Below are 13,654 nucleotides of genomic sequence, written 5' to 3'. Positions count from 1 at the left end.
TCAGTTGTTCTTCTCGTCCTTCGACATGATGTCGGTCGCTTTCAAGGTCACGCCGCAGGGCGGGAAGTCGTTGGTGGTGAAGAAGTTGTCGGTCAGGTCGGGGAAGTAGTTCTCGCCGGCCTTGAAGTCGGGGTGGGTGGCGGTCGGGATCGGCACCGAGATCAGCTGCGGCATCACCTTGCCCTGCAGCGCCGCGACGGCCGCCTTCATCGAGATCGCGACCAGCCCCGGCGACTGGCCCATCGAGGTGCAGAGCAGGCCGTCCTTGGCGCGCTCGACGCACAGCTTGCGGAAGCCGTTCTCGGCCTCGCCGGCCACCGGAATCATCTTGTGCTTGGCATCGATCAGCGCCCGCACCGAGCCGGTCGATCCGCCTTGCGTGTACATGCCGTCGAAGCTCTTGTGCACCGCCACGGCGTCGGCCACCGCCTTCTGCGCCGTGCCGTCGTCCCAGTTGCCGACCACTTCGACGACCTCGAACTTGTTGCCCGGCGCCTCGACCACCTTGCGGAAGCCCAAGTGGCGGTCGCGGTCGACCGAGTTGCCCGGAACGCCGCGCACTTCGAGCAGCCGGCCGCTCTTCGACGGGATGTTCTTGACCAGCCATTCGCCCGACTGCGCGCCCATCGCGTTCTGGTCTTCGTTGACCATCATCACCTCGGTGCTGTCGAGCACGTTGTCGAAAGGCACGACGACGATGCCCGCGGCGTTGGCGCGCTTGATGACCGGCGCGAAGGCCGTCGGATTGACCGCGATCGTGACGATGGCGTCGTAGCCCGAGTTGATGAAGTTGTCCATGGCCGCGATCTGGGCGGCGACGTCGGTGCCGGTGGAGACGATCTTGAATTCCTTGATCTGCGGCTTCATCTCCGGCGTCGCCGCGTAGGCCTTGGCCATCTTGATCATCTGGATGCGCCAGGTGTTGCCGACGAAGCCGTTGGCCAGCGCGATGCGGTACGGCCCCTTCTTGGCCGGCCACTGGAAGTACTTGGTGCTGGCGTCCCAGGGCTTGAAGCAGGCCGGGTTCTCGCCGGGTCCGCCGACCACTGCCGGGCCGGCCGCCATGACGGCGCCGGTGGCGAGGCATGCGGCGACCGCCGCGGCAATGCGTGTGCGAAAGATCATTGCTGTCTCCTTGGGAGGCTCGGTCGCGCAGGACCGGCCGTCGGACGAACAATGCCGTGCACCCCCCGCGCGTCGTCCGGCGCGCGGGAGGCACGGTCATCATACGAATGTGTCGTCTCGCGGGCCGCTTGGTGATTACCCTTGCCCTCAGGCCACGATCACCCGCGCGCAGACCTTGCGCAGCGCCGCCAGCGCCGCGATCTCGCGCGACCTGGCGTCGGTGACCATGATGTCGATGTCGGCGCTGCGAACGTAGGTCACGCGGCTGGCCTGGCCGATCTTGCTGTGGTCGGCCAGGATCACCACCTGCTGCGCCTGTTGCGCCATGGCGCGCGCGACGGCGGCTTCGTGGTGCTCGAAGCTCATGGCGCCGTGCTTCGGATGCAGGCCCACCGGCGACAGCAGGGCGAGGTCGGCACGGAAGCGGCGGAGGTCCTCGAGCGTGCCGTCGCCGTGGGTGGCCTGCGTCTTGACGTCGATCTGGCCGCCCAGCAGCCGCACCGCGTTGCCCGACACGCGGCCCTCGTCGGCACCCGCCAGCTTGAGCGCGATGGCGAGCGAGTTCGTGATCACCGTCATGCCGCTGAGGCCGGCGATCTCCTCGGCCAGGATCGCCGTCGTGCTGCCGGCATCGAGGAACACGGTCTGGCCCGGCTGCAGCAGGCCGAGCGCGGCCTTGGCGATGGCGCGCTTCTCCTTCTGCCGCGCGATCAGCCGCAGCGCCAGCGGCGGCTCGGGGGACGGCGTGGTGGCGACGGCGCCACCATGGACCCGGCGCAGCTCGCCGAGCCCCTCGAGCGCGACCAGGTCGCGCCGCACGGTTTCGCGCGACACGTCCAGGTCCTGAACCACCCGCTCGACGCTCAGGCGGGAGAAGGTGGCCAGCAGGCTGCGGATGCGCAGCAATCGTTCTTCTTGAAGCATGGGAGGAGGTTGGGGCGCCGCGGCGACAAGCGCCATGATGCACGCCGCGGCGCCGCCCCGGTCAGAGGTCGGCCATGCCCATGGCCGGATCGCTGACCGTGTGCTTGCCGGTCTCGACCCGGCCGGCGAAGCGCCGGTAGTAGCGCGGGTCGGTGTCGCAGGTCACGGCGAAGTCATACCACTGGCCGCTGGCCGCGAGCTCCCAATGCTGGTCGACCGTGGTGTTGCCGGCGACCGGGACCGTCCACGGACCATCGCCGCGATAGGCCTTGGCCTTGACCGTGAAGCCGGCCGCCTTCTTGCCCGTGTTGATCATCGTCAGGTACACATTGCCGTTAGTGATGTCGTAGCACACCCGCACTTCGGGCTGGGCCACGTCGTTGGCGCGCAGCGCGTTGAGATCGCCCTTGAAGTGGCGGTGGAAGCCGTTTGGCCCGAGCACCCAGAGGTCGTAGAGGCCGGCGTCGTCGGTTATCGCGGCCCAGCTGTCATCCAGCGTCTTGCCCGCTTCCACCATGTAGCGGCGCGGCAGACGGTCCAGGTGCAGCTTGTCGTAGACGTGGAACACCGCGGCCTGCTTGCCGGTGTTGGCGAACAGCAGCTGCACCTTGCCGCTCGTGGCGTCGCAGCGCGCGCTGGTGTGCAGCTCGTAGGGCAGCGCGCGCGAGGGACGCGTGCCGGTGGCCTGCTTGGGCAATGTCGCGGTGCCGGGCAGCGCCACCTGCGTGAGGGCATCCTGCGACGCCCGCAGCGTGTCGGCGTCGGCCTTGGTCGTGCGCCCGGCCAGCGTCGGCAGCACCTCGGTGTTCGGCGTCGCGAAGTTGAAGACGCTCGTGAGGTCGCCGCACACCGCGCGCCGGAACGCGCTGATGTTGTTCTCCTTGACGCCGAAGCGGGCCTCGAGGAAGCGCAGCACCGAGGTGTGGTCGAAGGCCTGCGAGTTGACCCAGCCGCCGCGGCTCCAGGGCGAGATGACGTACATCGGCACGCGCATGCCGGGGCCGTACACGCGGCCGTCCGGCGTGTCCTGGTCGGCCGTGCCGGGGGGCGCCGGATGGGTGAAGTACTCGACGCCCATGTCGGCATCGCTCAGCGTGGTCTTGCCGGCGGCCACGCCACCCGCATCCTTCGAAGGCGCCGCCGGCGAAGGGACGTGGTCGAAGAAGCCGTCGTTCTCGTCGAAGTTGACGATCAGCACGGTCTTGCTCCAGACCTCGGGCACGGCGGTGAGCGCGTCCAGCACCTCCTGGATGTACCAGGCGCCCTGCACCGGGCTCGACGGGCTCGGGTGCTCCGAGTAGGTCGAGGGCCCGACCACCCAGCTGACCTGCGGCAGCTTGCCGTTCAGGATGTCCTGCTTGAAAGTGGCGAGGAAGCCGCCGTCCGGCATCGTGTTGGCGATGCCCTTGTAGAGCGGGTTGCCGACGTTGTCGGTGGCCGGGTCGTAGGCCGGCGACACCACGCTGCCGTCGTGGCTCACGGGCTTGCCCGAGGCCTCGTTGGCAAGGCGGTACTGCTTGAAGCCGCACAGCGGGTTGTCGGTGTAGTTCGACGGCATGTTCTGGTAGACGATCCAGCTGACGCCGGCCTTCTCGAGGCGCTCGGGGTAGGTGGTCCAGTCGTAGCCCTGGGTCGAGGGGCCGATGTCGTCCCATTCGTTGGTGACCATCGCCACGTTGGCGCCGGTCGGGCCGTTGGTGCCGGTCCAGTGGAAGCTGCGGTTGGAGTTGGTGCCGGTGTGCATCGCGCAGTGGTAGGCATCGCACACCGTGAAGGCATTGGCCAGCGCGAACTGGAACTTCAGTTCGGCCTCGCGGTAGTAGCCCATCGACTGCGTGAAGGGCGCGGTCGATGTCTTCTTGTAGGTGGGCCACTTGCTCAGGCGGCCGCCGTCCCAGGCGTTCTGGCCGTCGTTCCAGTCGTGCGGCGTGCCCTTGACGCGCAGCGCGTTGCCCTTGGTGCTGTCGAGGTAGTAGGGCGTCACGATCTGGCCGGCCAGGTATTCCTGCTCCCACACCGTGCGGCCGTCGGGCAGCGGGATCGTGAACCGGTCGCCGAAGCCACGCACGCCGGCGAGCGTGCCGAAGTAGTGGTCGAACGAGCGGTTCTCCTGCATCAGGATCACGACGTGCTCGACGTCCATGATCGTTCCGGTCGCGTTGTTGGCGGGAATGGCGAGCGCGCGGCGGATGGCGGGCGGAAAGGAGGCGAGCGTGGCGGCGGCGATGCCGGTGGTGGCGGCGCCGCGCAGGAAATTGCGTCGTGAAGTCATGGGGGGGTTCCGTACGGGATCAGGGCGCGCAGCGCATTTCGGGTTTGGCGGAGGTGTCCGGCGCCGCGGGCGTGCCGGCGGTCCCCGGCGCGGTCGCGGTGCCGCCGGTGACCGGTGCGATCGCAGCGCTGCTGCCGCCGCCGCCGCAGGCGCTCAGCGCGAAGACGGTTGCGAGGCCGAGCAGAACCGCACGCCAACCGGGCCGGGGTTCGGAGAAGGAGGAAGCGAAACGCGCAGGCATGGAATCTCTTTCTTTCGTGAGTGGATGTCGGGTGGGCGAACCTCCAGAGCGCGCCGGGTGCGTCTCGTTGCCAATGAGGCAACACTTGCATTTGCACGAATTTCCACAAACACTCTGGATGCCACAATGATGGCCGCGCCACATGTCAGCGCTTTGACAAGCGCAGAGGCGTCCTGCGTCGCTGCCAGGCGACGTCGGTGGAAGAGAGTCAGGGTGCGCTGCGCGGGCCGATCAGCTCCACACCTCGCCACGGTCGATCTTGGCCTTGGCGTAGCCGTCGGCGGCGACGAGGGCGGCGTGCGGGTCGGAAAATTCGCCGGGCACGAGATGCCGCGGATGCGCGCCGGGGATGCCGGGGAAGAGATCGAAGGACACCCACGCCCAGTAGCGGCGGTACGGCGACGCGCTGGTGGAGGTCAGCACCCGGTAGCCCTTGTAGACGAAGGTCAGTTCAGCTGGGGCCACGGTCCTGTCTCTTCCTCGTTGAGCGCAACAGTATGCCGGCATCCATCGCGGCGCGGTGCTTCGGGTACGGTCGAGTAGGAAACGTCCGTCCTGTTCTTGCGTTCGCCGCTGAACCCCGGGGCCGCCCCACCCGTCGCATAGTCGCTCCACGGTCTCGGCAACACCCCATCGGGCACTCCGGGACCGCGGGGGCCCTCCGCGCGGACGAAAGTCGGCGGAGGGCCTTTCGTTGGGTCCCCCAGCCGGCAACAGGGAGAGCGGGAGATGGAAGTGGGCGTCTACGGCTTTGTCGCACTGTCCGCGGTGCTGGTCGGGGCTGTGGCGGTCTATCTCCGCAGGCAGCGCCGCGACGACATCGCACAGGAGATCGAGGCCCAACTGCGCAAGTCGGCCGAGACGATCCGCGACCAACCCTTCAAGTGACCCGGGCAGGCCGCAGAATGCGCGGATGGAGAACAGCCCCGTCCGCGAGGAGCCAGGCCGCGCGCGGCGCATCGCGCGCGGGGTGCTGATCGCGCTGTGCATCCTCGGCCTGCTGCTGGCCGCTGCCTGGGTCGCGCTGCGGCGGGCCTACCCCCCGCAACGGCTGGCGGCGATGCTCGCGGAGAGCGTCACGACAGCGACCGGGCGCGCCTTTCGCATCGACGGCGAACTCACGCTGCACCTGCTGCCCCGGCTCACGATCGACGCCACCCAGGTGGCCCTCGCCAATGCCGAGTGGGGCACGGAGCCCGACATGCTGCGGGCCCGCCACATCGGCTTCGAGATCGATCTGCGCGAGCTGCTGTCGGGCATCGTGCGCATCCGCAGCGTCGACATCGAGGGCGGCGAACTGCGCTTCGAATCCGATGGCAGCGGCCGGTACAACTGGCGCCTGGCGGCAGCGGCCGGCGGGGGCGGCCCCGGCCGGGCGGTGCCGCAAATCTCGCTCGACCGGCTGGCCGCGACCGATGCCCGCATCAGCTATCGCCAGGGCCGCGACGGCGCTGCGCAGGAACTGCACATCGAATCGCTGGTCGCCGAGGCGGCGGGCGACGGGCGCAGCCAGCTGAACGCCGGCCTGGCGCTGGGCCCCCAGCGCTGGGCCGTCGAAGGCCACACCGGCCCGCTCGATGCCCTGCTGGCCGGCGCCGCCGAGTGGCCGCTCGACCTGCGGGCCACGGGCGAGGGCGTATCGGCGTCGCTGCAAGGAAGCATGGGCACCGGCGCGCACGCGGGGGCGCTGGATGCCAAGGTGGCGCTGCAGGTCACGTCCGCCAAGGCGCTGGCGCCCTGGGGCGACGCGGCGGCCACGGTCCCCCTCCCCCTCGCGTGGCAGGCCACGCTCACGCACACGCCGGGGCAATGGCGCGCCGATGCGATCCAGCTGTCGCTGGCCGGGCAGCGCCTGGCCGGCCACGCCAGCCTGAAGGCCTCGGCAGGCTCGCCCATCCGGCTCGAGGCCGAACTCTCGGCGCCGACCTGGGCCGTCGCGGGCCTGCCGGCCCTGTCGGCGCTCCAGGCCCGGGTCGCCTTCGAACCCGGTCGGCTGGAGGTCGAGCCGTTCAGCTTCACGATCGCGGGCGGCCAGGCCCGCGGCCAGCTTCGGGTCGGGCTGCCGCCGGACGCCGCGCCGCGCATCGACTTGCAGCTGAGCGCCCGATCGATGGCGATCGAATCGCTGGAGGCCGTGCGCGGCGGCGCCCGGCTGTTCAAGGGCGGCCGTGCCAACCTCGACGCCAAGCTCGCGATGAGCGGCCGCACGGCCTGGGCGCTGGCCGGCTCGTCGAGCGGCGAAGCGCTGCTGACCGCCCGCGACGTCGGGCTGGTCGGCCGGGCCGCCTCGATGGATCGCGACATCCTGGCGCGCCTGATCGACGCCCTGATCCCGACCGGCCAGTCGCGCGACAACCTGCTCGTGCAATGCGCCGTGGTGCGGCTTGCGCTGCGCAACGGGGTGGCGGCCATCGACCGTTCGATCGCGGTCGAGACGCGGCAGATGGCGATCTCGGCCAGCGGCGAGATCAACCTCGCCCGGCGCACCCTCTCGCTCGCGTTCCATCCGCAGGTCAAGCGCGGCCTCGACCTGAATCCGGGCAGCCTGGTCGACCTGCTGGTGCTGCAGGGCCCGCTCGACGCCCCCGTCCTCAGCATCAACCCGCGCGGCGCGGTGCGCCAGGCGGCCAACGTCGGCGCGGCGGCGGCGACCGGCGGCATCACGCTGCTGGCGCCGATGCTGCGCCCCCTCAGCGGCGCGCCCTCGAGCTGCGCCCAGGCCGAGGGCAAGCCGGCCGCCGCGGCGGGCCGTCCGACGGCGAAGGCGGCGCCGCCACGGCGCCACCTGCTGCCGTGGCGAAATGCCGCACCCGCCCGGTAGGACGGCGGCGCCCCGGCCTCGTCGTCCGGCGGCCGTTGGCCTAACATCGGCGGATGGACGAACTCCTTCAGCGCTGCGCCGGTCTGCCTGAAATCAGGCTTGCGGCCGGCGACACGGTGGTGCGCGAAGGCGAGGCGGGCGACGGCCTCTGGATCCTGGTCTCGGGCACGTTGCTGGTCAGCAAGGCGGGCGTGGCGATCAATTCGGTCAGCCGCCCCGGGGCGGCGATCGGCGAGATCTCCCTGCTGCTGGACTCGCCCTACAGCGCCACGGTGGTGGCGAGCGCCCCCAGCATCGTTCGCTTCGCGGCCGACGGCCGGGCCTTTCTGATGAGCGACCCGGCCATCACCCGGGTCATCGCCGCCGGCCTGGCCGAGCGCCTGAATCTGGTCACCACCTACCTCGTCGATCTCAAGCACCAGTACGGCGATTCGCCGGGCCTGGCCATGGTGTCCGAGGTGCTGGGCCACCTGGCCCACCGCCAGGGGCCGCCGGCGCGAGCCGGCTCGGCGCGCGAGCCCAATCCCGACTACTGACGCCCCGATCGCGCCGTTGGAGGCTCAGGCGCCGGGCCACCCCAGGGCGGCCTGCGGCCCCCTCGGAGGGCGGCGACCCACACGAAGCGCCGGAGCGTGGGGGCTCAGAAGACCGAACGCACGGGGGCGCGCTCGGCCTCCAGCGCCAGCGCTTCCTCGCCCATCATCGAATGCCAGGAGGCCGAGCCGGCGGCCAGGTCGATCACGATGTGGGCCGGCACCGGCCCGATCTGCTTGCCGGCATTGAACACCCAGGTGGCGCCCATGCGGTCGGCCCAGGCGCCCGCCGGCTTGAACGGCGGCTCGTGCACGTGGCCGCACAGCACCAGCTCGGGTTGGTACTCGGCAATCCAGGCCGCCAGGTCGGCGTCGCCATATTCACGCTTGCCGGTCCAGCAGGTCGGCGAGCCCAGCGGCGGCCAGTGGTAGATCCAGACCCAGCGCACGGGGCGTCTTGCCGCATCCGCGGCCAGCTGCCGTTCGAGCGCCGCGCGCCCGGCCGGGCCATCCCACCAGGGGCAGATGGTGATCAGGGTGTCACCGATGGCCAGCGATTCGCCGTCGGTCGAGACCCCGGCGCGTCGACACTCCGCCAGCCACAGGGCCGCCCGTTCGCCGTGCCGGTCCGGCCCCGTCAGGTCGTGGTTGCCCGAGGCCACCACCAGCGACAGGGCCGGCCGCATCAGCGAAAAGTAGCGCAGCAGGACGACCGACTGGGCGTCGAGCGACACCGCCGAGCCGACGTCCAGGTGGTCGCCGGCCAGCACCACCAGGTCGAAGGAGGGGGCCGAGCGCACCACCCAGTCGAGTTGGGGCAAGGCGTAGTGAAGGTCGGAGACGAGGAGAATGCGCACGACGGGGGCTGCAGCGACGGAGCTCGCATTGTCGGGTCCGGGCCGGCGCGGCAAGGCCCGCAGACCGACGCAAACGGCCGCGCCGCGCACCGCCAGATTGCGTATTGACGACCGCGCCGAGCCGGCGCAGACCTCCGGAGACCCCGCCCATGACGACCGACGCCCAGTCCGCCACCCTCCGCCTCGACGACGGGCAGACCGTCTCCGCCCTGCTGCTGTCGCCGCCCGCGGCGCGCGCCTGCTACGTGCTCGCCCATGGGGCCGGCGCCGGCATGGCGCACGCGTTCATGGCCGGGGCGGCCGATGGTTTGGCGCAGCGCGGCATCGCGACGCTGCGCTACCAGTTCCCCTACATGGAGCGCGGCTCGAAGCGCACCGACGCGCCGGCCGTCGCCCACGCCGCGGTGCGCGCCGCCGTGGCGCATGCCGCGGGCCGGTGGCCCGGGCTGCCGCTGTTCGCGGGCGGCAAGTCATTCGGCGGCCGCATGACTTCGCAGGCGCAGTCGCTGGCGCCGCTGCCGGGCGTCGCGGGCCTGGTGTTCCTGGGCTTTCCGCTCCATCCGGCCGGCGCGCCGTCCAGCGATCGCGCGCGCCACCTGTTCGACGTGCGGGTGCCGATGCTGTTCGTCCAGGGCACGCGCGACAAGCTGGCGGCGTTCGACCGCATCGAGCAGTTGGTGGCGAAGCTCGGTCCCGCCGCCACGCTGCTGCGGATCGCCGAGGCCGATCATTCCTTTCACGTGCTGGTGCGCTCGGGCCGCAGCGACGCCGAGGTGATGGCCGAGGTGCTCGACGGCGCCGCGGCCTGGATGCTGCGCTGAGCCGCAAGGCCCCAGGCGCGCTCGCCGGGGTCCGGGCCGGATCCGAGCAGCATTGGGCTTTTTCGTCGAAGCGAATCAGAAAAATTCCCTACGGCTGCGGCATGGACGGTATCGTCACACCCTCAGGACGAAGCCCCTACCGCCATGACCCTGCGCGTGATCCTCGCCGACGACCATCCGCTGATCCGGGCCGGCGTGCGGGTACTGCTTGGCAACGACCCCGGGCTCGCGGTGGTGGCCGAGGCCGATTCGGCGGACCGGCTGCTGTCGGTGCTGCGCGAAACCCCCGCCGACCTGCTGATCACCGATTTCTCGATGCCCGGCGGACAGGCGGCGGATGGCCTCGGGCTGATCCAGAGGGTGCGCCGCGACCATCCGGCACTGCCCATCATCGTGCTGACCATGCTCGCCAATGTCGGCGTGCACGGCACCATCCTCGAGGCCGGCGCGCGCGGCCTGATCGACAAGGGTGCGGGCATGGCCGAGATCTCGCTGGCCATCCAGGCGGTCGCGCAGGGCCGCAACTACGTCAGCGAGACCTTCAGGGAAGGGCTGCGCCAGAGCCAGTTCGACCGGGACAGCGGCGAATCCGCGCGGCTTTCTCCGCGCGAAGTCGAAGTGCTGCGGCTGTTCGCATCCGGGCTCACGGTGTCGGACATCGCGGAGCGCCTGTCGCGCAGCATCAAGACCGTGAGCCGGCAGAAGAACGATGCGATGGTCAAGCTCGGGCTCAAGAACGACCTCGACATCTTCGTCTACGCCAGCGAGCACGGGCTGACCTCGTGAACGTGGTCCTGTCCGCCGGTCGCGCAGCCTGGACTCAGACCGCCAGTGCCGGCGGGTCGACGCGCAGCGCATCGACGACGTAGACCGGCGCCATGGCGGCGCCCTGGACGATGGCCACCCTGACCTTGTGCGCCGCCCGCTGCTGCGCGGCGTCGGGCAGTTCGAGCCAGTTTCCCTTGCAGTCGCGCGCCAGGCCGCACCACTCGGCCCAGCGCAGGCGCAGAAAACCCGGGCCGGGATAGTTGCACAACAGGTTCTCGTCCCCGCAGGCGTCCAGGGCGGGAGCCTTGGCGGCCTCCACGTACTCGACGTCGAAATGTTCGGAATTCACGTTCGGCTTTTTTTCCAGGCGTTCATGCAGCGGTTTACTGCCCAATACGCACGAGATGCAATCTAAAAGCTGCAGCCGTCGAAACCCATCGGAACATTCCTAAAACAAAGGAGCCGCACGGCGCTCCACGGGGCGGGCCAGGCCGGGTCAGTACTTCATGCCGTGCTCGCGCGCATAGAAAAAGATGTCGTGGTCGGTCTTCAGGCCGAGTTTCATCATCGCGACCGATTTCTGGCTGCTCACCGTCTTGACGCTGCGCGACAGCCGCTCGGAGATCGACGACACCGTCAGCCCGGAGGCGAAAAGCCGCAGCACCTCGGTTTCGCGCGGCGACAGCCGGGCCGACATCCCGTCGCGGCACGGGTGCTTCATATCCAACAGGCTCTTTCGGAACGACGGACTGACATAGTCCCGTCCCGCATTGACGGCATCGAGGGCCAGCACGACTTCGCCGATGTCGGACGACTTGTCGACCAGGCCGCGGACGCCGCTTCGCAGCATGCTGGCGTGCACGCCCGCATTGGCGATCATCGTGAGCACGATGATCGGCAAGTCCCGGTGGTCGCGCCGCAGTCGCTGGATCAAACCGAGGCCGTCGGGCGTCTCCCCGTCCGGCATCGAGAAATCGGTGATCAGGAGATCGGCCGAATGCTGGCGCAGCGCATCCAACAATGCATTTGAAGAATTGGCTTCTGCAATTATAGAAAATTCCGACCTGTTTTTTAGCAACATCCTCAATCCAATTCGGATGAGGGGATGGTCATCGGCAATGATCAAGCGGATTGTCACGTTTCATTTCTCAGGCCAAACAATTCTGGTTCAATGGCTGACACCATGTGATAAAGCAATAGTACTCGGAGAAATGTCGAACCCCATCGGCCGGGCCCGCTCCGGTCGATATCCTCGATTTCTCCTAATTCTTGCCGCAGGATCGACGTGACCCTTAGGGAGAAATCATGGTTTCCGCTGTCTCGTCCTCCGGCACTGCCGCATCCGCATCCAAAGACACTGGCTCCCAGCTGGCCGTGTTGCAGCGCCAGCTCACTGCCCTGCAAAAGCAGCTCACCACCCTGCAGGAGGGCGAGGACACGGCGGCGACGCAGCAGCAGACGATGCTCGTCGCCCAGCAGATCGCGCTGATCGAGGCGCAGATCGCCGCCCTGCAGGCCGCCGCAGCGCAGAAAGCGGCCCCGCAGGGGGGCGTCCAGGCAGCTGGCAGCACGGCGTCGGGCAGCGCGCCCTCGAACGCGAGCCTGACCTCCGGCAGCAGGATCGACACCGTGGCCTGAGGCAGCCCGATGGCGGACGAATAGAATGCACCGCTCTGGGGCAGGTGACCGCCTCATCACGCCGCCTCCGGAGCCCCGCCTTGCCGTCCCCCAAACACCCGTTCCTCGCCGACCGCAAGGTCGTCTTCCTGCTGGCCCTGTTCTGCTGCCTGCTGTGGGGCAGTTCCTTCCCCGCGATCAAGAACGGCTACGCCCTGTTCGGCATCGCCCCGGCCGACGTCGCGTCGAAGCTGGTGTTCGCCGGCTGGCGCTTCGCGATCGCCGGCCTGTCCCTCGTGGCCTACGCCGCGCTCAGCGGCAAGCCGGTGCGCGGGCTCGGCGCCCGGGCCTGGGGACAGATCGCGCTCCTGGGGCTGGCCCAGACCACCCTGCAGTACGTCTTCTTCTACATCGGCCTGGCCCACACCACGGGTGTGAAGGGTTCGATCATGAACGCCACCGGCACCTTCTTCAGCGTGCTGATGGCGCATTTCCTGTACCGGAACGACCGCCTCAGCTACGGCAAGGCCGTGGGCTGCGCGGTGGGCTTCGCGGGCGTGATGGTCGTCAACCTGGGCAACGGCCTGGGCGGCCTGCTCGAGCTCGATTTCACGCTGCTCGGCGAGGGCTTCGTGGTGATCGCGGCCTTCGTGCTGGCGGCCGCCAGCATCTACGGCAAGCGCATCTCGCAGGGCCTCGATCCGATCGTCATGACCGGCTGGCAGTTGGCGATCGGCGGTGCGGCGCTGCTGGCGGCCGGCTATGCGATGGGCGGCGGGTTGGCGGGCTTCACGCTGGCGTCGTCGGCGCTGCTGGCCTACCTGGCGCTGCTGTCGTCGCTCGCGATCTCGATCTGGAGCCTGCTGCTCAAGTACAACCGCGTGAGCCTGGTCACCGCGTTCAACTTCATGGTGCCGGTGTTCGGCGCGCTGCTGTCGGCGGTCTTTCTCGGCGAGAGCATTCTCGAGTGGCGCAACGGCCTCGCGCTGGTGCTCGTGTGCTACGGCATCTGGCGCGTGACCCAGGCCGGGCCGGGTGCGCCGAGCGGCGCCGGCATCGGCGCGAAGGCCACCGCGCGGACCTGAGCCCGGGCAGCGGGACCCAGCGCCCATCGGCCGCCGTCTACCGGCGCGGCAGGATGTCGAGCACCGACTCGGAGGGGCGGCACAGGCGCGTGCCCAGCGGCGTTACCACGATCGGCCGATTGAGCAGGATCGGATGCGCCAGCATGAAGTCGATCAGCGCTTCGTCCGACCACTTCGCATCGCCCAGGCCGAGCTCCTCGTAGGGCGTGCCCTTCTGGCGCAGCAGCGCACGCACGGAACCGCCCGTGGCGGCGACGAGTTGCTCGAGCGTCGCGCGGTCGGGCGGATGCTTCAGGTATTCGACGACGGTGGGCGCTTCGCCCGCCTCGCGGATCAGCGCCAGCACGTTTCTCGAGGTGCCGCAGGCGGGGTTGTGATAGATGGTGATCTGGCTCATGACGATGGTGGGTCCGGTGGCATTCCGGGACGAAACGCCGAAGGCTCCATTGTGTCGCCGGCCGCACCGCGGCCAAGGCCGCCCCCCTACTTGCGCACCTTGGCGATCTCCGCCATCAGCTCCTTGACGGTCGGCTCGCCGACCGCGGCGGCGTGCTTGTCGATCACCGGCTTGACCTTCTCGCGCAGCTTGG

The 13,654-nt window shown here is 69.5% G+C and carries 16 protein-coding genes; 7 read left to right on the top strand and 9 right to left on the bottom strand.

Annotated elements, in window-relative coordinates; genetic code table 11:
• The 5 genes from QTI33_RS23300 to QTI33_RS23280 form a co-directional block, all read right to left on the bottom strand.
• Complete coding sequence (locus QTI33_RS23300) at positions 1-1,125, bottom strand: sugar ABC transporter substrate-binding protein (protein WP_286508730.1); 1,125 nt, start codon at positions 1,123-1,125, stop codon at positions 1-3.
• Between the two features lie 147 nt (positions 1,126-1,272).
• Positions 1,273-2,049, bottom strand: coding sequence for a DeoR/GlpR family DNA-binding transcription regulator (locus tag QTI33_RS23295; RefSeq protein ID WP_286508729.1), 777 nt, complete (start codon positions 2,047-2,049; stop codon positions 1,273-1,275).
• Between the two features lie 61 nt (positions 2,050-2,110).
• Complete coding sequence (locus QTI33_RS23290; protein WP_286508728.1) at positions 2,111-4,321, bottom strand: phosphocholine-specific phospholipase C; 2,211 nt, start codon at positions 4,319-4,321, stop codon at positions 2,111-2,113.
• 19 nt (positions 4,322-4,340) lie between these two features.
• Complete coding sequence (locus QTI33_RS23285) at positions 4,341-4,562, bottom strand: hypothetical protein (protein WP_286508727.1); 222 nt, start codon at positions 4,560-4,562, stop codon at positions 4,341-4,343.
• A gap of 231 nt (positions 4,563-4,793) precedes the next feature.
• Positions 4,794-5,027 carry a hypothetical protein gene (locus QTI33_RS23280; RefSeq protein ID WP_286508726.1) on the bottom strand — a complete coding sequence of 78 codons (234 nt, stop codon included), beginning with the start codon at positions 5,025-5,027 and terminating at the stop codon, positions 4,794-4,796.
• Between the two features lie 264 nt (positions 5,028-5,291).
• Between QTI33_RS23280 and QTI33_RS23275 the strand changes: the two genes are divergently transcribed.
• Genes QTI33_RS23275 through QTI33_RS23265 form a run of 3 tightly spaced genes read left to right on the top strand, consistent with a single transcriptional unit; the run spans position 5,292 to position 7,919 of the window.
• Entirely contained in the window at positions 5,292-5,450 is a 159-nt protein-coding gene (locus QTI33_RS23275) for a hypothetical protein (RefSeq protein ID WP_286508725.1), read from the top strand.
• A gap of 25 nt (positions 5,451-5,475) precedes the next feature.
• The gene (locus QTI33_RS23270) at positions 5,476-7,383 is read left to right on the top strand and encodes an AsmA family protein (protein ID WP_286508724.1); all 1,908 of its coding nucleotides are present in this window, start codon (positions 5,476-5,478) and stop codon (positions 7,381-7,383) included.
• 53 nt (positions 7,384-7,436) lie between these two features.
• A complete protein-coding gene (locus QTI33_RS23265) occupies positions 7,437-7,919 on the top strand; it encodes a cyclic nucleotide-binding domain-containing protein (protein WP_286508723.1) in 483 nt (160 codons plus the stop codon).
• 104 nt (positions 7,920-8,023) lie between these two features.
• Here QTI33_RS23265 and QTI33_RS23260 read toward each other — a convergent pair whose 3' ends face one another.
• Positions 8,024-8,773: a metallophosphoesterase family protein gene (locus QTI33_RS23260; protein WP_286508722.1), complete on the bottom strand. Its 750-nt coding sequence runs from the start codon at positions 8,771-8,773 to the stop codon at positions 8,024-8,026.
• A 149-nt stretch (positions 8,774-8,922) separates the two neighbouring features.
• On the opposite strand from QTI33_RS23260, the gene QTI33_RS23255 reads away from it, so the two are divergent.
• The gene (locus QTI33_RS23255) at positions 8,923-9,594 is read left to right on the top strand and encodes an alpha/beta hydrolase family protein (RefSeq protein WP_286508721.1); all 672 of its coding nucleotides are present in this window, start codon (positions 8,923-8,925) and stop codon (positions 9,592-9,594) included.
• Between the two features lie 144 nt (positions 9,595-9,738).
• Entirely contained in the window at positions 9,739-10,380 is a 642-nt protein-coding gene (locus QTI33_RS23250; protein WP_286508720.1) for a response regulator, read from the top strand.
• A gap of 34 nt (positions 10,381-10,414) precedes the next feature.
• On the opposite strand, the gene QTI33_RS23245 is transcribed toward QTI33_RS23250, so the two are convergent.
• A complete protein-coding gene (locus QTI33_RS23245; RefSeq protein ID WP_286508719.1) occupies positions 10,415-10,711 on the bottom strand; it encodes a hypothetical protein in 297 nt (98 codons plus the stop codon).
• Between the two features lie 147 nt (positions 10,712-10,858).
• Entirely contained in the window at positions 10,859-11,500 is a 642-nt protein-coding gene (locus QTI33_RS23240; protein WP_286508718.1) for a response regulator, read from the bottom strand.
• Positions 11,501-11,667: 167 nt separating this feature from the next.
• Between QTI33_RS23240 and QTI33_RS23235 the strand changes: the two genes are divergently transcribed.
• On the top strand, positions 11,668-12,000 hold the full coding sequence (locus QTI33_RS23235; protein WP_286508717.1) for a FlxA-like family protein: 333 nt from the start codon (positions 11,668-11,670) through the stop codon (positions 11,998-12,000).
• An 80-nt stretch (positions 12,001-12,080) separates the two neighbouring features.
• Complete coding sequence (locus QTI33_RS23230; RefSeq protein WP_286508716.1) at positions 12,081-13,064, top strand: DMT family transporter; 984 nt, start codon at positions 12,081-12,083, stop codon at positions 13,062-13,064.
• A 37-nt stretch (positions 13,065-13,101) separates the two neighbouring features.
• On the opposite strand, the gene arsC is transcribed toward QTI33_RS23230, so the two are convergent.
• A complete protein-coding gene (gene arsC, locus QTI33_RS23225) occupies positions 13,102-13,461 on the bottom strand; it encodes an arsenate reductase (glutaredoxin) (protein ID WP_444814880.1) in 360 nt (119 codons plus the stop codon).
• Positions 13,462-13,654: the final 193 nt, after the last annotated feature.

The organism is Variovorax davisae, from assembly GCF_030316845.1.
Classification (GTDB): Bacteria; Pseudomonadota; Gammaproteobacteria; order Burkholderiales; family Burkholderiaceae_C; genus Variovorax; species Variovorax davisae.
Note: the sequence above shows the minus strand (reverse complement) of the source record. Positions and strands in the feature narration are given on the sequence as shown.